The sequence below is a fragment of the Planctopirus sp. SH287 genome (genome assembly GCF_056500625.1).
In genome coordinates this window covers 5,397,666-5,420,931 of sequence record NZ_CM151403.1, presented here as the reverse complement: position 1 = coordinate 5,420,931, position 23,266 = coordinate 5,397,666, and the positions used below count along the sequence as shown (strand labels likewise).

Below are 23,266 nucleotides of genomic sequence, written 5' to 3'. Positions count from 1 at the left end.
GCGGTTGCAATCTCAGCCTGAGGCGATAAAACTGTGAGTTCACGCAAGGCATTTCACACAGGGAGGTGCCTTTTGTTCACTGGAGATTTATTTTGTCCGAGTATTTGTACGAAGGCATGTTCCTTCTCGACAGCAATCGCTACGCAGCCGACCCTGAAGCAGCGACCAACAGTGTGATGGGGATGCTGGATCGTTGTGGCGCAACGGTCGTTGCTCACCGTCCCTGGCAGGAAAATAAGCTGACTTATCCCATTAAGGGACACCGCAAGGGATTGTATTACCTTGCCTGTTTCAAGATGGATGGCAGCAAGGTTGATGAACTGACTCGCTTGAGCAAGCTCAACGAAACGGTCTTGCGTCAGATGGTCATTCACCATCCGCAAGTTGTGTTCGATGCCATGGTGGATGCGCTGTCACATGACGGTGCTATTCATAGTCCAGAACAACGGACTGATGGCTTGCAGATGCGGGACGAAATGAGTCCACGCGGCGAAAAGCCAACCGATTTCGAGTAATCGCAACTTGGCTGCGAATGATTTTCGATCTGTCTCATGATCGATTGAGTTTTGGTTTCTCGTTGAATTTGATTGCCCGGTGATTTTGTCAATATACGGAGTCGCCTCAAATGGCCAGCTTCAACCGAGTGATCCTGATGGGAAACGTCACCCGCGATCCGCAGGTTCGTTACACCACCGGTGGGATGGCTGTGACCGAACTTGGTCTGGCTGTGAACCGCCAGTGGTACGACAAAGCGACTAATCAGAAAAAAGAAGAAGTGACCTACGTGGATGTCACCCTCTGGGGACGTCAGGCGGAAGTTGCTGGCGAGTATCTGGCGAAAGGGCGACCAGTCTTTATTGAAGGTCGTTTGCAGTTAGATACCTGGGATGATAAGGAAACTGGCCAGAAGCGATCCAAGATGCGAGTTGTGGGCGAAACGCTTCAACTGCTAGGTTCGCGAGATAGTGGTGGTTCTGGCGGTGGTGGGACTGGTGGCGGTGGATTTAATCGCAGCGAAGGTGGTTCTGCTGAAGGGGGCCGTGGTGGCTTCCGAGGTGGAAATCAACGAGGAAATGCTTCAGGCCCTTCCCCCGTTGAATCATCTGATGGTGACTACGGCGATTTTGGCGGTAGTGGCAGCAGTGTGAGTGACGATGACGTTCCATTTTAAGCACCTCTGCTTGAAATGGTGATGATTCCATAGATGAAGTGATCAGCGGTTGTGAACCGGGGATCGATTGATATCGGAGGACTGCTTTTTAGCAGTTCAAGTGAATTTCAGTAGATAAGTACGGCGGTGGTGTGGCCACTTGCCAAAGTCTGAGAAGGTGGCAGTCCTCATGGCTCGTGCAAATGTTACCGCTTCGGGCATGTCCCGAATCTCCCGTCAGATTGAACTGTTGCTCGTGGAAAACATCGAACAACTGGGTGTGCAGGGGGAGATCGTCAAAGTTCGCCCAGGCTACGCTCGTAATTACCTCCTGCCTCAGGGGTTGGCCACGCTGGCAACTGCTGATAACAAGCGAGCTGTTGAACGCCATAAGAAGAACGTGGCTGAACTTCAGGCCAAGCGCATGGCTGACCTGCAGAAGCTGGCTGACTCTTTGACCAAGTACAGCGTGACCCTTGAGGCCAATGCCAACGACGAAGGGCACCTCTTTGGTTCGATCCTTGGTCACGATATCAGCAAGGCTCTCAAGGCTGCTGGTTACGCCATTGAGGCCGATCAGGTTCGTCTTGACGGGCCACTCAAAGAACTCGGTATGTACACCGTCAAGATTCATCTCTTTGGTGACATCAAGTCTGACGTGAAGGTGTGGGTGGTTCCCGCCGCCAAGAAGTAAGTCTTGGTCGTGTCAAGCATTTGCTGAATACACCAGCCTCCTTCGCGAGAATCTGGTCTGTTCGCATCGAATCTCGCAAACACCCAGGAATTCCCTGGGTGTTTGCTTTTGAGCCTGATGTGCTAACAACTCGATTCTGTGGTAGACGCACAACTGACTGCGCACATATTGATCGATCTCACCTGAAGGAATGACAAATGGCTGGTGAGAAGTCTCGATCAAAAGCGAAGCCAACGGCGGCTGACTTTGCGGGACATGTGCCGCCCCAGAATATCATTGCTGAAAAGAGCGTGCTGGGGAGCATCATGCTCCAGAACAGCGCTTTTGATGAAGTGGCCGATTTTCTGCTGGCCGACCATTTCTATCATCACGGCCATCAATTGATCTATGGGGCGATCAAATCGATCGCCGAGAACGATAAGCGTGCCATTGATGCCGTGACGATTGCCGAGCATCTTGATCAGAGGTCGGAACTCGAAGACGTCGGCGGTATTGAATATCTGCTGGATATTCTGGAAACCGTCCCCCATGCGGCCAACGCGAAAGGCTATGCAGAAATCGTCCGTGATCGTTGGATTCAACGCTCATTGACTGACGCCTGTACCGAGGTTTTAAGAGACTGCTATTCAGGCAGCGACGATACGTCAGATGTGCTGGCGAAAGCCGAGCAGAAGATCTTCGGAATTTTGCAGGAGCAGGAACGCAGCTCTCAGATCGATATGAATTCGATCATGATGCAAACGTTGCATCGCATTAATGCACGGTTCGATCGTGATGGTGCGATCAGTGGGCTAACCACCGGGTTTCATGACCTTGATCGCCAGACCAACGGCTTTCAACCCGCGGAACTTGTCATTCTGGCCGCCCGTCCGAGTATGGGAAAAACGGCTCTCGTTTGTAACCTGGCTGAAGCGTGCGCCAATCAGGGAACCTCCGTCCTGATTTTCAGCCTTGAACAGTCAAAGCTGGAATTGGCCGAACGTTTTCTGTGCATTCGTGCCAAGCTGGATGGTCACCGCTTGCGGAAAGGGGATCTTGATCAGGCCGAGCGTTTTGCACTGATGGAAGCTTCGTCAGAACTCAGCCGGGTGCCTCTGTTCATTGACGATGCGCCTGGCCGTACGGTCGGTCAGATCAGTGCGATTGCCCGCCGATTAAAACGTAAGAACAATCTTGGTCTGGTTATCATCGATTATCTTCAGCTGATTGAGCCTGAAGACAAGCGGGCACCGCGCGAACAGCAGATTGCTCAGATTACCCGTCGGCTCAAAGGGATCGCCAAGGAAAACAGCATCCCGCTGATTGCCTTGTCACAGTTGAATCGCGGCGTTGAACTGCGTGAAGATAAACGTCCCAAGCTGGCGGATCTTCGAGAAAGCGGTGCCATCGAACAGGATGCCGACATCGTTATGTTCCTGCATCGTCCTGATGCTTATAACCCTGAAGATCAACCGGGATTGGCCGAAGTCATTGTTGCCAAGCACCGTAGCGGCCCGACGGGGATTGTCCGGCTGACCTGGCGGCGTGAATTCATGCGGTTTGAAGATTACAGTTCTCTGGATGGGCCTGATATCTCCTTCTCAGAATGATGACCGCAACTGGTTGCTAAGACCGGGGAAACCAAGACTCTGGAGCCTCTATGGCACTTGATCCTCAGGCCGCTTTGTTTCTGGAAAAGTTACATTGTCTGGGTCTTCCGCCGATCTGGGAGCAAAGTCTCGAAGCCGTGCGGATGGCGCAGTGGCAAGAAGCGGCAACAGCAGCGTTCACCCCTGACGACCGGTTTGTTTCCATTTCGGATGTGACCATCTCGCGCGAGATGGAACTGATCAGCGAACAACCTGTTGATGGCATGATCGATGTCAACCCATTGGTCACCAGCCACACCTGCCTGTCAATGAGATGGTATGAGCCAGAAAATTCCACAGGGGATATTTGCCTCTATTTTCATGGGGGAGGCTGGGCGATTGGTAGCGTTGTTGCTGTCGATTCGCTTGTGAGAAAACTGGCCCTGGCCAGCGGCATGACCTTTGTTTCCGTGGCTTATCGGCTGGCACCGGAACATCCTTTTCCTGCCGCCACACTGGATGCAGAACTGGCTCTCCGCTGGGCTTATTCCCGGTTACTGAATGGTAAGAAACTGGCCGTCGCGGGCGATAGCGCCGGAGCCAATCTTGCAGCAGTCGTCTGCCTGATGGCTCGTGATAGCCATGCTCCGCTCCCTGCAGCGCAGGTGCTGTTCTATCCGGTGACCGATTGTGATTTTCAGACGGCTTCTTATCTCAAAAATCGGGAAGGCCATTTTCTCAGCCAGATGGATATGCAATGGTTCTGGAGCCAATACGCCGAAGACGCTGACGAACGACAGAACCCGTATTTGTCTCCCTTGCAAGGTGATCTCAAAGGTCTGCCTCCTGCAAGAATCTGTGTGGCGGGTCATGACCCTCTGCACGATGAAGGCGAAGCTTATGCCCGAAAACTGGTCGCGGCAGGGGGCCAGGTGGAGTTTGAAGACTATCCCGGCATGATCCATGGCTTTGTAAAACGATTCACCGATTTTGCAGCCGGGGAAATAGAAATCCAAAAGGCGGCAAACTTCCTGAAGCGCACGTTGGCATGAATGACCGGGGCGTCTCTTTGAGCGATCAGCCGGGGGTCAGCCGATCCCAGCGATTCTCAAGAACCAATGACGAAGACGTTGGGCGATCCAGCCAGATGCGTGGACATCCGAGAAGAGTCATCACCACGGCCAATGCCAATGTTGTCATGGCTACGTTGCCTGCCAGTGGAGACCCTGCAGCTTCCCATCGCCCCCAGACCAGAATCATCGAGAACTGATGCAGGCAAGTTGCGAGAGCGATCACCGGCAACCAGACCCAGGGTCGCGACTTCCCTGCTGGTAATACGGCTAGAAAGAGGAGCATCAGCAGCAGGCAACTGATCGTTTCATGTCCTAAGCGGGAAGCATTGGAAAGACCATCCAGCAGCAGCCCGAATCCCCCCGCTGAGGCGACCAGAACGGTTGGCGAAAATGTAGTCCGAAAGGATGCCATCCAAGCCAGGGTCAAGACGGGCACATTCACTGATCGAAAGAGTTCCCCCACCGACAGAAGCAGCCTGCGGCTGGAACCAGACATTCCCTCCTGCGCCTCGACAGCGGTCTCCCATGAGGTCATCACGCATGGCGCGAGATAAACCAGCAGCAGCAATGCCAACAGGGAAATTCCGTGTTTCATGACCCAGGACGCCTGTTAATAAAAAGATCGGTTCTGCCTGTCAGTCAACGTTAAAAGCTGCGTCAATTTCAGCTGCCACCCAGAGTGAGTGAAATCTTGTCAGGCTCTTTGATGGGATCAGCAGGTGAATTGATCGGATCATTAGGTGAAGAAGAGGATTCCAAACGATCCCGATTGAGTCGCATTCTCAACACATTCAATCGAGTTGGCAGGGCTGGCGATTGCGAAGCGGGTTTCTCAGAGAAGGTCGGGTGATCGCGGTTCTCTTCTGAAGCCATGGTGGCGACCGCCGGCCTCACGGTGATGTCCCAATAGCGACCTTCCGGGGGAACAGAGGCTTTTGTGATCGTCCCCAGAAACAGTGGGTGAGCCAGCACACCGTCGGCGTCAGCAGAATAAACTTCATCTCCCACACGGATGCCAATCGATTCGGAAAGATTCTCCAATCGGCAGCCTTCCTCGCCGGTTCCGCTCAAAATCGTGTGAGTGAGAACCATCGGGCGTTGCACTGTGGGCGCAGCCAATACCGTATGGGTGGCCAATGTGACTGAACCCGACTGACCAGCAGCAACTGCGGGGCGAACCACGACCGCACGACAACGAAAAGCGGGATGCGTCAAGGGAATCACGGTACTTGTCCATTGGCCGACACGTTCGATTTTCCCCACCACTGATGAACCGGCCAGCACGAGATCGGCTGTCGATAAACCGTGATCAGCTCCCAGATCGATTAATGGCTGAGGAGATTTTAACACCCAGGCCGATTCCTCTACGCCATGCAGAGTCCCTTTGGAAAGAAGATGGCCACGTTTCCAGCGAGTGGCATGTTCGCCGCCGATCAATGCGGCGTTGATCAATTCGGGAACGATCAAGCGTTCGGAAGCCATGGCCTCGTGGGATGATGGATTATCACTCTGATGATGGGGGTTCATCAGGATTGAAGTGAGTCGGCGGCGTGACTGCTGTTCATCGGCCAGTTGTTGCTTTAATCTGTCCAGTTGCCGGGCAAACTCTTGCGCTTGTGCGCTGTCAGAAATAAGACGCGGGACGTCGATTTCGAGGGAGAGCGAGGGACTTTCTGTGTCCATCGTGACCGTAACCCATTGTGAAACCGTCTGGATGGCCTGGTGTGAAAGAAGTTGCCCAGGAGCCACCGCATCTCTTGCCCAGGACTTCCAGGTATTCACCATCCCGACCGGTAAGGCCGGCAGGATTGCCGCAATGATCATCAGGATCGCGGTGCTGGAGGTGAACAGAGGTGGGCGATGCACGAAGAAAATCTCACTCTGGTATTGTCAACGTTTGAAATATGGGTCTTGTCTGGTGTGATGTCCGACAACGGAGGACGTCGACTTCGCATCGAACCTCAAGACAAAACGGTGACAAGGCATTATCGATCATGAACGCCCAGGAGCGAAGACTGCCACTGCCCGAGGTGTTCATTACAGATTGAAAGGCCGCGAACGACGGTACGATCCGGGTCTTCCGTGACAAGGACAGGGATCGCCAGCTGCTCACTGAAAAAGTCATCCAACCCGGGCAGCAGGGCGCTCCCGCCGACCAGCGTCATTCCCACATCCGCCAGATCGGCGACCAGTTCAGGATCGCATTGTTCTAGCACATGTTTGATCCCGTTGAGGATCTGTTCCAGAGGGGGCATGAGCGCCTGGCGAATTTCTCCCGTCGTGACCAGCACTTTCCGGGGGACACAACTGATGGCATCCAGCCCATTGACTTCAGCCGCCTTTTCCGTGGATTGCAACGAGGCTGACCCCACCTCACATTTGAGGTTTTCTGCGGTTTGCCGGCCGATTTTCAAACCAAAACGCTGTCTCATCCAATCGATAATGGCTTCATCAAAGGCATCCCCAGCGACACGAAGCGAGCGGGAAGCGACGGTTTCTCCTAGACTGAAAATCGCGATTTCCGAAGTACCGGCACCAATGTTACAGATCAGGCTGGCCAGTGGTTCCGAGATGGGCAGGCCGGCTCCAATGGCAGCGGCTTTCGCTGACTCCAGAAGATAGATGGAGCCTGCGCCGGCTCGTTCCGCACTACTGAAGACGGCTCGCCGCTCGACATGCGTGATGGCTTGCGGAACCGAGACCAGCACACGTGGACGAAACCCCGGTGACTGTCGGGCGGCTTTCTGAACAAAGTGACGCAGCATGGCTTCACAGAGTTCAAAATCAGTAATGACGCCGTGCCGGATCGGACGCACCGCATGAATCGAATCGGGTGTGCGTCCCAGCATTTGCCGGGCAAGTTTTCCGACTGCGGCGCCGCGTCCCAGGATCTGGCGTGCTCCTTTCTGCAACGCGACCACGGTCGGTTCTTCGAGAACCACGCCATCACCAAACAAAGCAATCCGCGTATTGGCACTTCCAAGATCGATAGCGAGATCCGGGCTGAGCCACTGCCGCAAACGATGGAACATGATGAGCTTTAGTTCGAGAGAAGTGAGAAGAAGTGGCCTGGTGGCGCGTCAACTGGTGCCGTGTCAAATTGGAAACTTGTCAAATTGGAAACGTGGGATCGAACAGGTTGCCAGGTGCACCACGGAGGATGTGGTCAATGGCATGGGAGCTATCTGGGGGCACCCGCCAGAGGAGCATTTTGCAGAATCACCGGTTGCCAGGCCTTGGCCTGGATCACATCGGTGGAATATCGGGCATCGAATTGGCGGACACCATTTATCCCAATGGGCTTGCCAATTTGATCAGCGAGTTGAACGGTCAGTTCATCCGAGGCTTCGACGTAAGCCAGTAGTTTGCCATCTGAAGTGGTGATTGCCAGCGGTGGAAAATCGATAGGACGTGGCTGCACTTTTTTGAGCACGCCTGCTCCATCAAAGTGAGGAGCACGGGACGTGGCTGCCACAGGCCGCACTGCTGCCCGGATGGGGACTGAACCTGCGGGGTTTATCGTGTGGTTCGGAGTTGCTCCGGGAGCGGGAGCCAACGTTTGATGATTCACAGGTTGAATGCCTCCCGCGAGAGAAGACGGAGCCATCCCTGGCCTCTGAAGAGCTGAGTTTTGTGCCATCTGATGTTGAGCGGCGGGTTGCTGAGCCATGGGATTCTGATTCACCGGGTTTCTGCTGGCTTGAGCCGTGACTAACTGCTGGAGTGCTGCCTGATTCATGGCCACCTGTGCTTGCAGGGCCGCGTCTTTATCACGAGCCGCTTGCATGATGGATTCAAATTCCGCGAAGTCGGCAGACACTTTTCGATAACGGGCCAGCCCTTCGATCCGTTGAGTCACCACATAGCGAAACGCGTCATCCGTCGTTTGATCGGCCAACTGGCGGAACTGCCGTTCAATGTTCGGAAGATCCCAGTGATCAGGCGTTTTGCCGACCATTTCACGTAATTGACGATCAATCTGTCCGAGTTGCTGCCGGGGTGACTGAGTCGTCGTGTCGCCGGCACCAAAGAGAGGCCGAGGCTTTCGTCCGGTTTCTGCCTGGTTCCCTTTCTCGGGATGAACCGCCAATCCGGAAGATGACCGAGTGGCAGACGAAGGGGACGAAGGGGACGAAGGGGACGTCGCAGCGGCTGTCAGTTGAATTTCAGTGGGAATCTCCAAAACAGAAGGTTCACCAGCCGATACAACAGCCGCGGATTGTTCCCGCTCGTTCGGCGACTCGGGAGGGATCTCCAGCGAGAAGGGGTTGAGTTCTTCTTCACGTGGAAGATTTGTGCCCAAGGGTTGCGGTCGGGGCTTGGCGGTTGTTGTTTCCGAACGGGCCTGTGCCTCAAAACCCGAGTCAAAACGAGTCTCTGAACCAGCCCGTGTTTCTGGAACGAGCGCCCGGACTGAGATCCAGCGGTACTCGTGAGTTGGCGGAGCAATGCGGAAATACTTCACCGCCCGATCCTCTGCGGGCAACATTGCTTCCCCCAGGATCGTCACTTGATCTCCTGTCGTGAGGCGGCGTTGAACAACCTGCCGGGACAGGTTCAATTCACTGCCGACATAGACCAGCGCCGTCCTTGAGGAGACCACTCCCTGAGACTTGCCGCCCTGTGCGACAAGACTGGCAGCGGCAGGTTCGAGACGCACATCATCGACGGAAATCCAGCTGAAACTCCCGGCAGGAGGAGTAATCATGGCCCAACCTCCGGGGTCATGCCGGTGGACAATCACCTCGGAACCGCGAGAAAGTTCTGTCGTCGTATCGTAACGCGGGCCAGGCCCACTTCGGACGGGTTCTGAATCGACATCAATCGTGGCGTGATAGGGAAAAGTTCGCTCTGCTGCAAACAAAGCTTCTGTGCGTCCGCTCGCAAGCAGCATCAGCCCGATGGCCAGGCATGGTATCTGCCAACCGCTCGTAAGGAGGGAAGGTCTGATCGTCTCGCCCATGGGACGGTTTGTCTGCTGAAAGAATCGTTTCATAGGGGCATCCTGCCACACTGGTCGATGAATCGACGTCACTCAGGCAGGCTCCTGCCGGCCATCATTCACCGGGAACGTCTCTTCATGGCAATCGTTGCCGTAAAGAATTTGACGGACTCGGTGGCGGTCATCAGCAAAATCTGCCGATTGCCACGTGACGAGGTGTAGCGGAAGGAACGAAATGCCTCAAGATGAGGTCGTGCGAGAGCGTCCCATTAACCCGCGCGCTTGCGGAAGATCATCAAAGATCGCACGGAAATGACCTGGGCACATTCTTCGTGCGGGGCCAGTTCATTGTGGATGACATGTCGCTGCCGGGCTGCTTCGCACCCGCTCATTCCGGAAAAGACGATCCAGCCACCAGGGGTGACATGCGGCACCATCTGCTTCAAAGTGCTTGCCAGTTGATCTTCCGACCATCGGGCGTTGATCGACAGGAGCGAGATGGGGTCTCGCCAATTGATTGCGGCTTCCGCCGGTTTCATCGACAGAGGCCGTAAGCGGGCCAGGATTTCCTCGACAGGAATTGGCTTCGCTTCAGTCGGAGGTAAAGGAATGACATGAGACTGTGGGGCATAGACTTCACTGACAGAAGAATCGGCATAAGTCAGATGAGCGATGCTCGCCTGTTGCGAAAAGATCTGCCACAAACGCTGGATGTCCGGCCCGATCGAGACCACCGTCAGCGGGGGGGTATGCTGTCTGGCTGCCATGGCCAACCAAGCGGCTGTATAGGTTCCTTTGTAACCAATATCCACGAGACAACCGGTGGGAGCGACTTGAGTCGCCAGCCAGGCGATCAAACGATCCTGAGAGCGATGCCCCGTCCCACACACGCTGCTGAGAATGGATTGATCAATGGGATTAAGCCACCGCGCGACATCACAGGCCGCCCGATTTTCCCATTCATAGGCTCCCGAGATCCAGCAATTCACCGCCCGGCAGAATCGCTGAGGCGTTTTGATCGCATTTGAGGCTAAACGAAGCCAGAAATCGCTGAGGCGACGACGCACCTGAGGGGTTGTGGAACCAGAGTTCGCAACGGGCATGGAACAGATCCTGCGATATTCATCTGACAGTCTGATGAACCTGACGACCGACTGATCGAGTACGAACTCGATGGCCCTTGAGTCGCAGGACGGGGATTTATCGGAAACCCCCGGTCGTCGTCCAGTGGAAGGTTTCAGGAAATCCGGGGAAAGTGGTGTCGTTCAACGAAAACACCCCGGCAAAGAACCGGGGTGCATACAAGTGATCAGGGAAAGCGTGATCGGGAAGCAACGCTCACGGGCTTTCGATTAACCAATCGGTGGGCCGAGAGGTTCTTTCTTTTCCGTGATGGGCGGACACTGTTCGGACATCTCGGCGTTCAGCTTGGTGTACTCGGCCCACTCGGCTGGCAGATTGTCTTCGTGGAAAATGGCAGCAGGAGGGCATTCGGGCACACAGGCTTCGCAATCAATGCACTCTTCAGGATGAATGAAGAGCATTGACTCGCCTTCCTTGAAGCACTCCACAGGACAGACGACAACACAGTCGGTGTACTTGCAGTTAAAACACGGTTCAGCCACGACATGGGTCATGGGTTGCGTTTCCTATGAAAGAGGCGAATTACTCTTAAGAGCAAAACTGGCCCATCGGCAAAAAATTGAGGAGAGATTCCTGCACTCATCCTCCTTAAAGCATAAGGCGATAAGAGATTTGAGCGAGAGACCCCAGATGGTTGATGGTAGTTCTCACCAAAATAATCGTCAAGGACGCTCAGGCACCGGCTCTGTTTCAAAACGCGGGGAAACCTCATGGGGCTGACACTTAAGAACAGGAAACTTTCCACGTTTTACAGAGAAACAGATTGATCCGTCGGCCTGCTTGATGCGTTTTCGGGTTAATTGGCAGGTTTGACAACAGTTCTCAGGGCAGGAATGTTGGCAGGGCAGGAAGTTTTCTCGTCCAGAGAATCTCACGACGAAGTTGGGGAAATGTTTCCTGACTCAATGTCAATTCGAGAAGAGTGATCAGGCGTTACGACCCGACATCTGGGAGACAGAGTCGATCATTGCGACTGAACAATTATGTGTACTGATCTTGCTTCGACGGCATCAAATTCCTAGACTCAAGTTGTAAGAAAATTTGTGGGAACGGTATGACTCGAGAGGGGTTTTAAAGCTCGCTCCAATAGTTCTCTCCGATAGTTCTTCAGTGAGACATGATCCTGGCTGGCCAAAACACGGCAAGTTCGTGCGAGCAGTCTTCTGCTTGTATGGCTGCCTGAGTCAGGGCCTGTTGCGGGTACGGATACAGGTGTCTTGTGATATCAGGGATGGAGTCTGGACGTCGTCTTGTGGTTAGGGCGAAATTGTGGCACTGACCGATGTGGATCGTGAACTGATTGATCGCTGCCTGCGGCGTGACCCCAGGGGCTGGCGCGAGTTCGTGGATCGCTTTCTGCCACTCTTCGCCCATGTGATTCATCACTCGGCCCAAGCCCGAAGCGTTCCTCTGCAACCAAGTGACGTGGACGATTTCTGTGCGGAAGTGTTGATCACTTTAACAGACAACGACTTCGCGGTTCTGCGTCGATTTCGGGGAAAGTCCTCACTGGCGGCCTATCTGGTTGTCATTGCTCGCCGCGTTGTTGTCCGTGAAATGATTAAGCGGCGGATGTCAGAAGCGTTTGGGCATGTCCGATCCAATATGGCCGCTGTGAATGGTGCCGCTGATGGCGCAGAAGCGGCGGCTCCTCTGGAAGCCCGTCGGATCGAGCATCAGGAAACCCTCCAAAAGATCCTCAGTGGATTGCCGACCCGTGATGCCGAAGTCGTAAGGCAGTATCATCTGGAAGGTCGCAGCTACCAGGAAATCAGTCAGCAGATGGGCATGCCTCTCAATTCCATCGGGCCGATTCTTTCCCGTGCCATTGATCGCATGCGGCTGAAAGTCGCTTCCACCTAGAGCCTGCCCGGGAACGTTCAAGCCCTTCTTCCTGAGGGATCTCTGTTATGCCTTCTCCCTAAGGGAGAAAGGCCGCAAGGCCGGATGAGGGGGAGACGCGTGGCTCTCGATGAAAGGGAGCATGTAGCTATCGATGAAGTGTTATCGAGGGCTATCTGAAACACAGAAGACTAAATACCCCTCACCCCGGCCCTCTCCCGCAGGCGGGAGAGGGAGCTATCAAATCCTTCTCCCTAAGGGTCTCTTAAGTCTTTCTCCCTGAGGGAGAAGTGCCGCAAGGCCGGTTGAGGGGGAGACGCGTGGCCCTCAATGAAAGGGAGCATGTAGCCATCGACGGATTGTGAGCTGTCAGATCGGAATCACAGGAGTTTCGTGCCATACTTGCGGCTTTGAAGCAAGCATGCTCTGTGAATTGATGGAAGATCGGCGTCAAATGAACATCCGGCATGCTCACTCTCAGAGCCGTGAGCATGGCACGAATGCCGTGAGCATGGCACACAGAGCGCTATTTTAAATGGGAATGCGTCTCAGAGGGATTGCTGCAAAAGTCGCTCGCGCAGGGCTTTTCCTGTCAGGCTGGCCATCGTCTGCTGAATTTCTTCTGGTGTCCCATCAGCGACAAGCAGGCCGCCGGCTGATCCTGCGCCAATGCCCAGGTCAAGAATTCGATCGGCCGCCCGCAAGACTTCCAGATGATGCTCCACGACCAGCACCAGATGCCCGGCTTTTGCGAGTCTTTGAAGCACATCCAGCAGACGAGCCACGTCCTGAGGATGCAATCCGGTGGTTGGTTCATCCAAAGCAAAACAGATCGGCCCGTGGTCAATCGGTTGCGTGAGATATGTCGCCAGATGAATGCGTTGAGCTTCTCCTGTGGAGACGGTTCGCATGGGCTGGCCCAGCTTCAGATACCCTAATCCCAGATCGCAAAAGAGCGATAAAGGTTGGGCAATCCTCGCAAAGTTCCTGAAGAAATCTGCCGCTTGATGGAAGTCCATTTTCAGGACATCTCCGATCGACTTCCCATGAAATCGAATGGCCAGTGTTGCGGGATTGAACCGATCCCCCCGGCATTCCGGACATACCGTTTTGAGATCCGGCAGAAAATCCAGATCCACGGCCATCTCACCATGTCCCAGACATTCTGGACAACGGGCTTCAGGCTGCCAGGGACTGAACCGGGCGGGCGTGAAGCCTCGCAGTTTGGCATCGCGGGACTTGGAAAAGATGAGTCGTATTAAATCCCATAATCCCGAAACAGTGATCGGCAACGATTTCCAGCCTCGCCCCGGCGGTGACTGCTCAACCGTCACGATTCTTGCCAGATCATGGGGGACTGAAACTTCCCATGATTCCTGTGGCGGCTTCTTGGGGCCAATCGTCTGACCACGCGAATGGGATCGCTTTCTTTCATCGCGCTCCGCCATGGCCTGTCGCATGGCGGGCAAGATCCCTTCCATCAGGAGTGTTGACTTTCCTGACCCTGAAACCCCTGACAGGCAGATCAGCTGGCCCATTTGCAGGGACAGGCCAGTGACATTCACATTGCGAATCCTTATTGGCGGCAAGTGGATCGTGGCAGCCTCATGATTTTTGGAAAAAGCCCCCTGCCTCCCGGAGATGGTGTCGTCTTCCTGTTGACTCGCTGCTGCTGGCTGTGGGGTGTTCAGACTTTTTAAATCTCCTGCGGAATTGTTGGCTCTCAGATAAGGCCCAATGACCGAGGCGGGATTGGCCGACAATTCATCTGGCGTCCCCTGTGCGACCAGTTCTCCTCCCAACAGCCCTGCTCCCGGCCCTAATTCCACGAGCCAGTCAGCACGGTTCAGCAAAGCGGTTTCATGCTCCACGATCACCACGGTATTGCCAGCATCCCGCAACTGGCATAGCGACTCTTCTAAACGAAAAAGATCCGCCGGATGCAGGCCACTGGAAGGTTCATCCAGAACAAAGCAAAAGCCACTGCGTCCGCTGGCCAATAATGTGGCCATTCTGCTGCGCGTCAATTCGCCCCCGGAAAGTGTGTTCGCTGCCCGATCCAGCGTCAGATAGCCCAATCCCAGACGATCCATGGCTTCCAGCCGTGAAACAATTTCTGGAAGCAGGTTGCGACTGATCAGCGTCTGATACCCGGCAGCCTCACGAGCTTCGCTCGATGAAGGGAGAGAGGTCATTAAGCGACGAAGCTCTGCCAGAGCCTCTTCAACCGTCAATGCGAGCCACCCATCCAACGGCCGGCCTTGCCAGAGCGTGTGCCGGGCAATTTCTCCCAGCCGACTTCCTGAGCACGTTTCACAGCGGATCACAGACGTTGGAGTTCTGGCTTTCTTCCTGTTCGTCTTACTGTTCTCAGAAGTGGTGGGAACCGTCCCGAGTCCATGGCAGGTCGAGCAGGCCCCCGCGGCGCTGAAGTGGCTGAACGTCCTCAAATGAGGATCGCTGAAATGACGCTGGCAATGTCCACAAAACCGGAGCGTGGCAAAATGCCGGTCACTTTGTCCTTCAATCGTGGCCAGGCAGCGGCCGTGCCCCATGCGCAAAGCGGCATCCAATGATTCGGCCAGTCGGGGACGCAGGCCCTCTTTGATAATGACCCGGTCAATCACTGCTTCAATGATTGTCTCCGGCGTGACCAGTTCCGGCGATACTTCATTTGAAGTGTCCAGCATCACTCCATTGACACGAGCACGCACATATCCCGCTTGAGCAATGCGCCGGAGTGTCTCGCTGGGCGATTGTGTTTGATCAAAGTCGGCGCGGGCGAGCAGCATGACTTTGGAGCGTTCTGGTAAGCTGCAAAGTTCGTCCAGAATCTCATCGTGTGTCGACTGGGCCACCGAGTGCCCACAGGTGGGACAATGCAGTACGCCGGCCCGCAGGTAAACCACTCGGAAAAGATCATGAATTTCGGTGAGTGTGGCGAGCGTGGCCCTTGGCCCTGGTGACAATGTTCTGGCGGCCAGACTGATGACCGGCGGTAACCCCGCGATCTGATCGACATCGGCCCAAGGCTGGCCTCCCAGCCTGCGGCGGATCATTGGATTCAGCGTTTCAAGATACCGCCGCTGCCCTTCCACCATCAGGGTATCGATTGCCAGCGATGTCTTTCCTGAACCACTGACTCCCGTAATGCCAATCAGCTGCCCTAAAGGCAGATCCACCGACACATTTTGCAAGTTGTGCGTTCTCGCCCCTTGAATCCGAATGACGGAGTCGGTGTCAGTATTCATTCGGTGCCAGCATTCATCCATCTGGAGAGAGTCTCAGTCGTTGGTTTCAAACACAGGCAGCAGGAGGTTATCCACCGGGGCGTGGTCATCCGTGAGAATCAGCCCGCGAGCCAGGTTCAGAAGCGAGTCCATCTGGCCCGTGGTCGTGGTTATGTTTTCTGTCCGTGACAACGTGGCGAAAGGTCGGCCTGCCCAGTCGTCGAATGACCCCAGTGAATTCCAGTCAACTTCCCGTTTAGAAGCGGCAATGACAAATGTATCACGATTATCGTGCGGGGTGCCTTCGTCGCTACTGAAGACCGCGATATGAGGGAAGACTTCCTGAAGTGTCATCACAAAGGCCGACAGAAATCGCCCCGGAGTCAGCCGTCTGATCTGCTGCTCCAGCGTGCGGATCCCATTGACCCAGACCGAATCTTCTGGCTGAAGTGCGATCAACTGGTCTCTCAAATCGACTGGAAGACCTCCGCGAATGGAGAGCGAATAGCTCTCACCCACGCGACGGACTTCGACAAACTCAAAGGGAGCGGGAGCCGAGACCCAACTGTTGTCGTGCATCAGGTCAGGTTTCAGCTTGTCCGGCAGTTGGGTGCCAATGTCGGGCGGCAACTGACTGGCTCGGGCCAGATCGGCCACCGCCTTTCGCCATGAGGGGAGTTGAGGAGCCAACTCTTGCAACTTATCCCGGAATTCATCGGTCATGACGCCGGTGTACCGCAACGTGAAAATCTTCGTACCATGCCGCTGAATGGCAAAGTTTTTCCACCCCGGCTGATCCAGCCACTTGTGACTGTCCCATTCCTGCCAGCCGGTCAATGGCGGCTCACCATCGAAGTTCACAACGGGTGCGGGAATGGTGGATCGAGGCCAGACCGTCCGGGGATAAACATCGATCACGTTCACAAGATAAACGCCGCGTGGTGATAACAGCTTGTCGATCTTTGTGGCAAATTCTCGCGTGGTCAAATGCCAGGGGACACTGAAGTCATTAAAGGCATCGCCATAAACGAAATCGTAATGGAAGTCCTGAGTGGCCTGCTCGCGCAGCAGATCATCCACCACGTTGCGTGCGTCGCCGATCCGCGTGTCAATCTTTGTTGCAGGAGGCTTGGCCAGACCCATTTCACTAACGACGGCTGCATGGACGGCGGGGTCCAGTTCTGCAACATCAATGCGGTCGCTTCCGGGAAACCGGGCTTCGATCCAGCGAGGAAAAATGAATCCCCCGCCACCAATAAACAGAGAGCTGGCTTTACGAGCTTTCCCCTTTAAGGTGTCAAGCGCAGTGACCCATGGAAGAGAAGGGATTCCCGCCAGAATCTGCTGGCGAACTTCTGGAGTGACCGGCTTCCAGGCACTCAGCATTTCCAGCGTCTGATCGTAGCGCAGCACTTCGTTCAACGAAGGAGGGATCCGGAAGCCTTCGGGTAATGTCGCGACGGCAACCGAAGAAAAACCACCCCAGCCCGGTTTGGTCGAAAGCTGGCTCAGTTCATTGATGGCACCGATCAATTCTCCATCAGGAGCCAGCCGCAGAATGGCTGCCCAATCTCCCTGAGCCTTGGGGGCCAGTGAGAGCGTTTGCGTTTCTTCATCCCAGGTGAAGCCTTCAGGAAGGTGGGAGACCACGTGGTCTCGACCAGGGAAAGGAGCCACTGGGACAGAGACGGTCTGGACTGATGAGCCTGCCAGATGCTCCGTGATCGCTGCATAGACTTTTTCATAGTCGTAATCCAGGCGAGTCGGATCGTTAGGGTCGTAATAACTATGAATCAGCTTATCCAGACGCAGTAATTTGATCTCACGGCCATCTTCGCTGAAATCGTCTGAGACATTGATATAGGAGTAAGAGCTTTCATCGTGATATTCCCCCCGACGATCGCCGCGCAGCCCCAACGACAATCCCAGGTCATGCACCTGCTGGCCGACCATCCCGCCATAATCCCGCCAACGAGTGACTTTGGCTTCGTAGCCTCTTGACCAATCAAAGATCCCCGCGACCTGGGCCGACCATTCGGCGGCCGTCGCGACGCTCGTTTCAGAAAGTGTGGACAGCCCCCACGTCAACAGCAGCAATTGGCACCAGCCTAAAGCGACGCCTACACGAAAGACTTTGTGGCTGGAAGCAATGATCAATGCCATGCACGCCAGGGTCAGTGCGACCAGTCCCACAATCGCCCGTGTGCCGAACTGGTCAATCAGATAAAACCCGGTCAGAAAGGTTCCGACGATCGAACCCAGCGCTCCCCAGGCATAGACATTTCCCATGGCCATCCCGGTGCGGGAAGAGGACGTGACTGCCAGACTGGCCACAATCGGCGAGATCGCGCCCATGGCGCAGGCTGGCAGAAAAAAAATCAGTGACACCGTCAACAGCACCCACATGGGCCATGAAACGGACGCTGGCCGTGCGAACGAAGGGACAAGCTGATCCAGCCAGAGAACTGACCAGCAGGTGATGCTGGAAATCAAAAACATCCACGCCAGGGAGCGGCGGGGCCGCGCCAAGTCAGCCAGATAGCCGCCGATGTAATTTCCCACCGTGATCCCGGCCAGCACCACACCAATGACCGATGTCCAGGTGTAAAGAGAATTTCCCACGTGCTTTCCCACCAGCCGCGATGCCGTGAGTTCCAATGTCATGATGCAGACGCTCGTCACAAAGACGATGGCATTGAACCCCACCAGTGCGGCAATTTCTCCTTTGGCAAACGAGGTGATATTTGCCTGATATGTGCCGGATCTGGCCGTGGTTTTCCGCTTGGAAACTACAGAGCCTCGTGGCTCGTCCAATGAGGGGGGGATGGGACGCACTGGCGGGATCGGTTCGCTCCAGCTGGCGGGAGCATCTGCCAGTCGATAAGTCTCCGTTTCACCCGTCGGTAGAGAACCAAATGGGGAGGGAAGTTCGTTGGGTGACATCGAACCGGAATCATCAGCGGGCGGGCGGGATGTCAAGCGTGGTCTCCTCGGCGAAGTCTTTTTCTCCATGCTGAAGTAATGGAAGACCCGACGCAAACAAGAAGAGATGAAAACACCCTGTTTTTCAGGTGTGCTGGGGAGTACAGACGGGATCAGCCAATTCTCTGGACTGACGTTATGAAAAATCAAACAACTGCTGTTCTCCCGTTGGAAAACGCGAGTTCTGAATAATGAGACTGGAGACTTTCCAATGGGAGGGGCCAGATCAGAAGGTGCAATCTTCTGGCAACGGCGCCTGCGGGGGTTGGCATTGGCTTTGGAAATACGGCTGGTTCATCGGTCCTCACCCCAGCCCTTTTCCGCCAGCGGGAGAGGGAGTGTTTTCGGAGAGACTCTGAAAATTATGTATTGACGGTTCGGAATGTTCCGATGTATTGTATTTTTATGAAACGACAAGCTTCTCGACAAATTCTGAAACTGACGGATCTGGATGCCTTGGGGCAAGCGGCGGAGTGCTTGCGTGTGCTGGCACATCCGCATCGTCTCAGGATGCTTCAGATGATGCTGGCAGGGGAATATACCGTCGGAGAATTAGCCGAAGCCTGTGAGCTGCCCACGGCCATGGCTTCGGAACACTTGCGTTTGATGCAGCGTTGCGGCTTTCTCACCAGCCAGAAAGAAGGCCGTCATGTTTTTTATCGCGTGGTTGATCCTCACATCAAAAGCTTGATGACGTGTATTGAAAAACGATGTGAAGCGGGAGCAAGTCAGTAGATTTTTTTGCCCCTATTATCAAAGAGTTCCCGAACTATCGAACTATCAGCGCGATTGCGGGCCGCCATTTTATGGAGCATGCCATGAGCATCAAGACCATCACACCTCAACAACTCAGCAGTCTTAAAGATGCTGGACAAACGATTGACCTGATCGATGTCCGGACGCCAGTTGAATTTCAGGAAGTCCATGTCGACATTGCCCGAAATATGCCCCTCGACCGGTTGGATACTTTTGCGGTGGCACTCAGGGGAAACGACGTTGGGCAACCGCTCTATGTCATTTGTCGTTCTGGCAGCCGGGGCAAGCAGGCCTGTGAGCGACTCCAGGCTGTGGGAACGAACGTGGTTAATGTTGAAGGGGGAACGGTGGCTTGGGAACAGGCGGGCCTGCCGGTCATTCGTGGCAAGAAAGCCATTTCTCTGGAGCGTCAGATCCGTATTGCCGCAGGGTTGTTGGTCGTTACCGGCAGCGGACTGGGAGTCTTTGTTCATCCTTACTGGATGGGATTATCGGCTTTTGTTGGTGCGGGGCTGGTTTTCGCAGGCGTCACGGACACTTGTGGGATGGGGATGATACTGACCCGCATGCCCTGGAATCAGGTGAAAACACGGTGAAGGGGAGTATGTTGCCATCGACGAAGTCGTGTTGATAGCGATCTGAAACACAGAGGATTAAACACCCCTCACCCGGCTTTCTCATCCTTGGCCTCTCCCGCCAGCGGGAGAGGGAGTGTTTTCGGAGAAGTGGGACGGCGTGGCTTCATCAAGCCGCTGGACTATTTGGTTGATTCACTGGTCTGCGAACTCGCCGGGGCGATGTTTCCGATCAGCAGGATTGAACCAATGGTCCAAATTTGCGGTGCGTATTTTTCCGGGTGTTGATCATAATCCGCACGGTTGTGCTCAAAGAGAATCTCCCGCTTGTTGAGCTTATCTGCGAGAAGTTCCACACGCACATGATGCCGGCCCTCGCGGATCTCGCTCGCCAGATTTGTTTTGGCCATCCGATGATATGTGCAATGGGCATCAATCCGGTTCTGGAAGGCCGGCTTGTTTTCGTCCAATTGCACATTCAATCGCCCACCATCTGGCCCCACAAGATCGAAGACGGCGGCTGTGGTGCCGTCGAAGGTGAACTCCAGAACGGCTCCGGGTTCTTCCGCTTGATAAAGTTCGGGCATGTTGCGAGCAAACCGGCGGGAAAGTGTGTGGTCGCCGGGAAGTTTCTTCCAGCTTCCTTTCAGCATATCGGCGGTGACAGGAACCTGTTTGGCTTGCTCCCAATTGTCAGCACGTAATGGCTTGGGCAGGGTGTGCGCGGCCGGTGAACTGCTGGCCTTGATGATGGCTGGCCATGCCCGGGCGATGGTTTCGGTATAGATCTGATGTCCTGTTTCCACATGGGGATGGACACCATCGGTCGAAAAGACGAGCGGGCGGGCCGTCTTCAGATCTTTGGGCCTGGGGGCTTTGAAAATGAGTTCCCCAGCCTTCTCAAGTTCAACCACTTTGACACCAAAATGGATGGATGGGATCTGATAATGATCAGCAACATCTTCCATCGCACTGGCCGATCGTTGCATTTTCCCCGCGCGCAATTGCTCCAGAACGGGTTCGCTGAGTGTGTATACAAACACGATATCTGTCTTCGGGTTGGCTTTCCATGTTTGCCTCACGATCCCTTCCATTGTCTTGTGAATCTGAATGGGGGCCGTGCCGCCATCGTTGACGGCGAATTCCACAAACAACAGATCCGGGTGATGGCGCAGGACATCATTCCCCAGGCGGAAGGCGCCCAGGTCAGAACCTGTTCCTCCAATCGCTGCGCTAATTTCTTCAAATTTGACGCTGGGGTATTCTTTGGCCAGCCACTCACGGGAGAGGACTCGCCAGCCGGGTGCCGCGGTGATGCTGCCGCCAAAATAAGCGACTTTGACGGGTTCGCCACGTTCAATACGGGCACGGACGTTCGGCAGCCCTGCGCGGGGAATGCACTCCACGGCTTCACGCAGAGTCAATGGCTCATTGGCCATGACTGGATTGGGCAATAAGCCAAATAGAGTCAAAAACAGGCACGCGGCGACAAGGCGATATGAAGCATAAAAACGGTGTGAGCGAAGCCAAAGTGTCATGAGCAGTCAATCTGTGAAAAGGAGGCCGGTTTCAATCCGGTTCAATCGCAAGAAGTTCCCGGAAGGAACCTGACTCCACCAGATCGTCGCCGCTGATGCAACAGTGAATGTTGATTTGTGGGGCTGTCTTCAAGAAAGCCTGATCACGCAATCCTGTCATGACCGAGAGGCAGTCTCAGGATGCGGTAACAGTTGACTGCTTGAAGATGGCGATTAAAGCCAGCAGTTCAAAGGCCAGGTTCGCGCCGAGTACCGAGGTGATTGCCGCCGGGTCGTAGGGGGGGCTGACTTCGACAACATCGCCGCCGATCACGTTTAATCCGGCAAGTCCTCGCAGTAGTCCCACTGCTTCACGACTGGTCAGTCCACCAATTTCGGGCGTGCCTGTTCCGGGGGCAAAAGCGGGATCGAGGGCATCGACATCGAAAGAGAGATAGAGCGGTTTGTGGCCGACTTTCGGTCGAATCTCTTCAACAATCGACTTCACCCCCCGCTCGCCCACATCATCAGCAGATATAATTGTCGCTCCGAGGGCGCGGGCCTCTTCATAGTCGCTGGCGGCATATGTCGGGCCACGAATCCCCAATTGGAAATAGCAGTCCCTATCGATGGCTCCCGCTTCAATGGCTCGAATAAACGGCGTGCCATGGCTGAGAGGATAGCCGGGATACTCTTCAGTCCAGGTATCGCCATGAGCATCAAAATGGACAACCGCCAGTGGCCCATGGTGTTTAGCAGCCGCTTTCAAAAGAGGCAGGGCGATGGAGTGCTCACCTCCCAATCCCAGAACGATTGTTCCTGTGGAAATCCAACGAACCGCGGCTTCTTCTATGAGCGCGTGGGTGCGGGCAATATCGACGGGAATCAGATCGACATCCCCGGCGTCAACCACTTTGAGAACCTCAAAGGGAGAAATTTTCAGGGCGTTGTGATAGCCCCAGAGCATCAGTGATTGTTCACGGATGCCCCGTGGGCCAAATCGTGTTCCGCTCCGATAGCTGACCGATCCATCGAACGGGCAACCCAGAACGGCGACATCGGCGGGTTGTGCCCCCTCCGGTCGTTCCTGAATCGTCTGTCGTCCAAACGTCGCAATTCCACAAAATGGCGGTGCCGTCATGCTGGCCTTTCAGATCGGAAGCCTGTTGATGTCAGACTGTATCAAAAGCAGAGCTGAAACCACTACCAGTTGAAGCAAGTCGTGCCGTATCACGGCTTTATTTTGGGGTTTCATGTGTCGTCACGTCCTCCGATGCCGGATTTAACAACCTGTTCAACCCCGCTTTTCAACGACGGTTGCTCAATATCACGTTTTTGGCGCAACAAGGGATGATAGGTTAAAGGAGCTTTGCTGGGCGCGCCTCGTAAGCTGGTACTTTGTGCCAGACTGCGATCTGGAAGAAGCTCCTTCATTTGCGGCTGATCAGGGCCGCGTTGTGCCGGTGTTGTCGCAAGACAGTGCCGGTTTGAGAGGCCTGTGGCGCTCTCATCTCGAATTCGAGAGCTTGATCTGGTGTTCGGCCAATCGGCCAAAAACTGCTTCTGACAAGGGATTCATCCTCTGTCAGCAGGCAGGGTTTTGAAAGATAGGCCATTTCCTGTCCATCGCTGTTTCTATTGATCACAATCAGAACAACCGATTGACAGAGAAAACAAACCCGGTGGGCCAGGTGCTCAAGACCGCGGGCAGGGCTGACGTGTGACTTCACGTCGGCAACTCTCTGCGTGTCCCTGATCGGTCGTGGATTTTTGATACCCGTTTTAATAACCCGG

At 54.8% G+C, this 23,266-nt stretch carries 18 protein-coding genes; 8 read left to right on the top strand and 10 right to left on the bottom strand.

The features are described from left to right. Positions 1-92: 92 nt before the first annotated feature. From rpsF to SH287x_RS20145, 5 genes are all read left to right on the top strand, one after another. Entirely contained in the window at positions 93-515 is a 423-nt protein-coding gene (gene rpsF, locus SH287x_RS20165; RefSeq protein ID WP_479516206.1) for a 30S ribosomal protein S6, read from the top strand. Between the two features lie 110 nt (positions 516-625). Beyond that, positions 626-1,171, top strand: coding sequence for a single-stranded DNA-binding protein (locus SH287x_RS20160; RefSeq protein ID WP_479516205.1), 546 nt, complete (start codon positions 626-628; stop codon positions 1,169-1,171). A 169-nt stretch (positions 1,172-1,340) separates the two neighbouring features. Continuing rightward, the gene (gene rplI / locus SH287x_RS20155) at positions 1,341-1,844 is read left to right on the top strand and encodes a 50S ribosomal protein L9 (RefSeq protein ID WP_479516204.1); all 504 of its coding nucleotides are present in this window, start codon (positions 1,341-1,343) and stop codon (positions 1,842-1,844) included. 197 nt (positions 1,845-2,041) lie between these two features. Continuing rightward, positions 2,042-3,433 (top strand): replicative DNA helicase, encoded by a 1,392-nt coding sequence (gene dnaB, locus SH287x_RS20150; protein WP_479516203.1) that lies wholly within the window; start codon positions 2,042-2,044, stop codon positions 3,431-3,433. Positions 3,434-3,483: 50 nt separating this feature from the next. Next, positions 3,484-4,464, top strand: coding sequence for an alpha/beta hydrolase (locus SH287x_RS20145; protein WP_479516202.1), 981 nt, complete (start codon positions 3,484-3,486; stop codon positions 4,462-4,464). A gap of 25 nt (positions 4,465-4,489) precedes the next feature. Here the strand turns inward: SH287x_RS20145 and SH287x_RS20140 are convergent, their stop codons facing one another. The 6 genes from SH287x_RS20140 to SH287x_RS20115 all read right to left on the bottom strand — a co-directional run bounded on the left by SH287x_RS20140 (position 4,490) and on the right by SH287x_RS20115 (position 11,064). Next, positions 4,490-5,080 carry a hypothetical protein gene (locus SH287x_RS20140; RefSeq protein WP_479516201.1) on the bottom strand — a complete coding sequence of 197 codons (591 nt, stop codon included), beginning with the start codon at positions 5,078-5,080 and terminating at the stop codon, positions 4,490-4,492. Positions 5,081-5,148: 68 nt separating this feature from the next. Beyond that, on the bottom strand, positions 5,149-6,351 hold the full coding sequence (locus SH287x_RS20135) for a rod shape-determining protein MreC (protein ID WP_479516200.1): 1,203 nt from the start codon (positions 6,349-6,351) through the stop codon (positions 5,149-5,151). Positions 6,352-6,470: 119 nt separating this feature from the next. After that, positions 6,471-7,517, bottom strand: a complete 1,047-nt coding sequence (gene mreB, locus SH287x_RS20130; protein ID WP_479516199.1) for a rod shape-determining protein — start codon at positions 7,515-7,517, stop codon at positions 6,471-6,473. Between the two features lie 149 nt (positions 7,518-7,666). Beyond that, complete coding sequence (locus SH287x_RS20125; RefSeq protein WP_479516198.1) at positions 7,667-9,481, bottom strand: SH3 domain-containing protein; 1,815 nt, start codon at positions 9,479-9,481, stop codon at positions 7,667-7,669. 215 nt (positions 9,482-9,696) lie between these two features. Next, the gene (locus SH287x_RS20120; protein WP_479516197.1) at positions 9,697-10,530 is read right to left on the bottom strand and encodes a hypothetical protein; all 834 of its coding nucleotides are present in this window, start codon (positions 10,528-10,530) and stop codon (positions 9,697-9,699) included. Positions 10,531-10,779: 249 nt separating this feature from the next. After that, the gene (locus SH287x_RS20115) at positions 10,780-11,064 is read right to left on the bottom strand and encodes a ferredoxin family protein (RefSeq protein ID WP_479516196.1); all 285 of its coding nucleotides are present in this window, start codon (positions 11,062-11,064) and stop codon (positions 10,780-10,782) included. 775 nt (positions 11,065-11,839) lie between these two features. On the opposite strand from SH287x_RS20115, the gene SH287x_RS20110 reads away from it, so the two are divergent. Further along, the gene (locus SH287x_RS20110) at positions 11,840-12,433 is read left to right on the top strand and encodes an RNA polymerase sigma factor (RefSeq protein WP_479516195.1); all 594 of its coding nucleotides are present in this window, start codon (positions 11,840-11,842) and stop codon (positions 12,431-12,433) included. A gap of 527 nt (positions 12,434-12,960) precedes the next feature. Here SH287x_RS20110 and SH287x_RS20105 read toward each other — a convergent pair. Both SH287x_RS20105 and SH287x_RS20100 read right to left on the bottom strand, forming a co-directional pair. Beyond that, positions 12,961-15,663 (bottom strand): excinuclease ABC subunit UvrA, encoded by a 2,703-nt coding sequence (locus SH287x_RS20105; RefSeq protein WP_479516194.1) that lies wholly within the window; start codon positions 15,661-15,663, stop codon positions 12,961-12,963. A 33-nt stretch (positions 15,664-15,696) separates the two neighbouring features. After that, a complete protein-coding gene (locus SH287x_RS20100) occupies positions 15,697-18,621 on the bottom strand; it encodes a fused MFS/spermidine synthase (protein ID WP_479516193.1) in 2,925 nt (974 codons plus the stop codon). A 393-nt stretch (positions 18,622-19,014) separates the two neighbouring features. Between SH287x_RS20100 and SH287x_RS20095 the strand changes: the two genes are divergently transcribed. Further along, complete coding sequence (locus tag SH287x_RS20095; RefSeq protein ID WP_479516192.1) at positions 19,015-19,359, top strand: ArsR/SmtB family transcription factor; 345 nt, start codon at positions 19,015-19,017, stop codon at positions 19,357-19,359. Positions 19,360-19,442: 83 nt separating this feature from the next. Continuing rightward, positions 19,443-19,976 (top strand): rhodanese-like domain-containing protein, encoded by a 534-nt coding sequence (locus SH287x_RS20090; protein WP_479516191.1) that lies wholly within the window; start codon positions 19,443-19,445, stop codon positions 19,974-19,976. Positions 19,977-20,137: 161 nt separating this feature from the next. Here the strand turns inward: SH287x_RS20090 and SH287x_RS20085 are convergent, their stop codons facing one another. Together SH287x_RS20085 and speB are read right to left on the bottom strand one after the other, a co-directional pair. Continuing rightward, positions 20,138-21,493, bottom strand: a complete 1,356-nt coding sequence (locus tag SH287x_RS20085) for an SGNH/GDSL hydrolase family protein (RefSeq protein WP_479516190.1) — start codon at positions 21,491-21,493, stop codon at positions 20,138-20,140. A 175-nt stretch (positions 21,494-21,668) separates the two neighbouring features. Next, entirely contained in the window at positions 21,669-22,613 is a 945-nt protein-coding gene (speB, locus tag SH287x_RS20080; protein ID WP_479516189.1) for an agmatinase, read from the bottom strand. Between the last annotated feature and the right edge of the window lie 653 nt (positions 22,614-23,266).

Coding starts and splice junctions, on each gene's coding strand:
- SH287x_RS20125 (WP_479516198.1), bottom strand. CDS start 9,481: ATGAAACGATTCTTTCAGCAGACAAACCGTCCCATGGGCGAGACGATC.
- SH287x_RS20160 (WP_479516205.1), top strand. CDS start 626: ATGGCCAGCTTCAACCGAGTGATCCTGATGGGAAACGTCACCCGCGAT.
- speB (WP_479516189.1), bottom strand. CDS start 22,613: ATGACGGCACCGCCATTTTGTGGAATTGCGACGTTTGGACGACAGACG.
- rplI (WP_479516204.1), top strand. CDS start 1,341: ATGGCTCGTGCAAATGTTACCGCTTCGGGCATGTCCCGAATCTCCCGT.
- SH287x_RS20140 (WP_479516201.1), bottom strand. CDS start 5,080: ATGAAACACGGAATTTCCCTGTTGGCATTGCTGCTGCTGGTTTATCTC.
- SH287x_RS20095 (WP_479516192.1), top strand. CDS start 19,015: ATGTATTGTATTTTTATGAAACGACAAGCTTCTCGACAAATTCTGAAA.
- SH287x_RS20115 (WP_479516196.1), bottom strand. CDS start 11,064: ATGACCCATGTCGTGGCTGAACCGTGTTTTAACTGCAAGTACACCGAC.
- SH287x_RS20090 (WP_479516191.1), top strand. CDS start 19,443: ATGAGCATCAAGACCATCACACCTCAACAACTCAGCAGTCTTAAAGAT.
- SH287x_RS20105 (WP_479516194.1), bottom strand. CDS start 15,663: ATGAATACTGACACCGACTCCGTCATTCGGATTCAAGGGGCGAGAACG.
- SH287x_RS20145 (WP_479516202.1), top strand. CDS start 3,484: ATGGCACTTGATCCTCAGGCCGCTTTGTTTCTGGAAAAGTTACATTGT.
- mreB (WP_479516199.1), bottom strand. CDS start 7,517: ATGTTCCATCGTTTGCGGCAGTGGCTCAGCCCGGATCTCGCTATCGAT.
- dnaB (WP_479516203.1), top strand. CDS start 2,042: ATGGCTGGTGAGAAGTCTCGATCAAAAGCGAAGCCAACGGCGGCTGAC.
- SH287x_RS20120 (WP_479516197.1), bottom strand. CDS start 10,530: ATGCCCGTTGCGAACTCTGGTTCCACAACCCCTCAGGTGCGTCGTCGC.
- SH287x_RS20085 (WP_479516190.1), bottom strand. CDS start 21,493: ATGACACTTTGGCTTCGCTCACACCGTTTTTATGCTTCATATCGCCTT.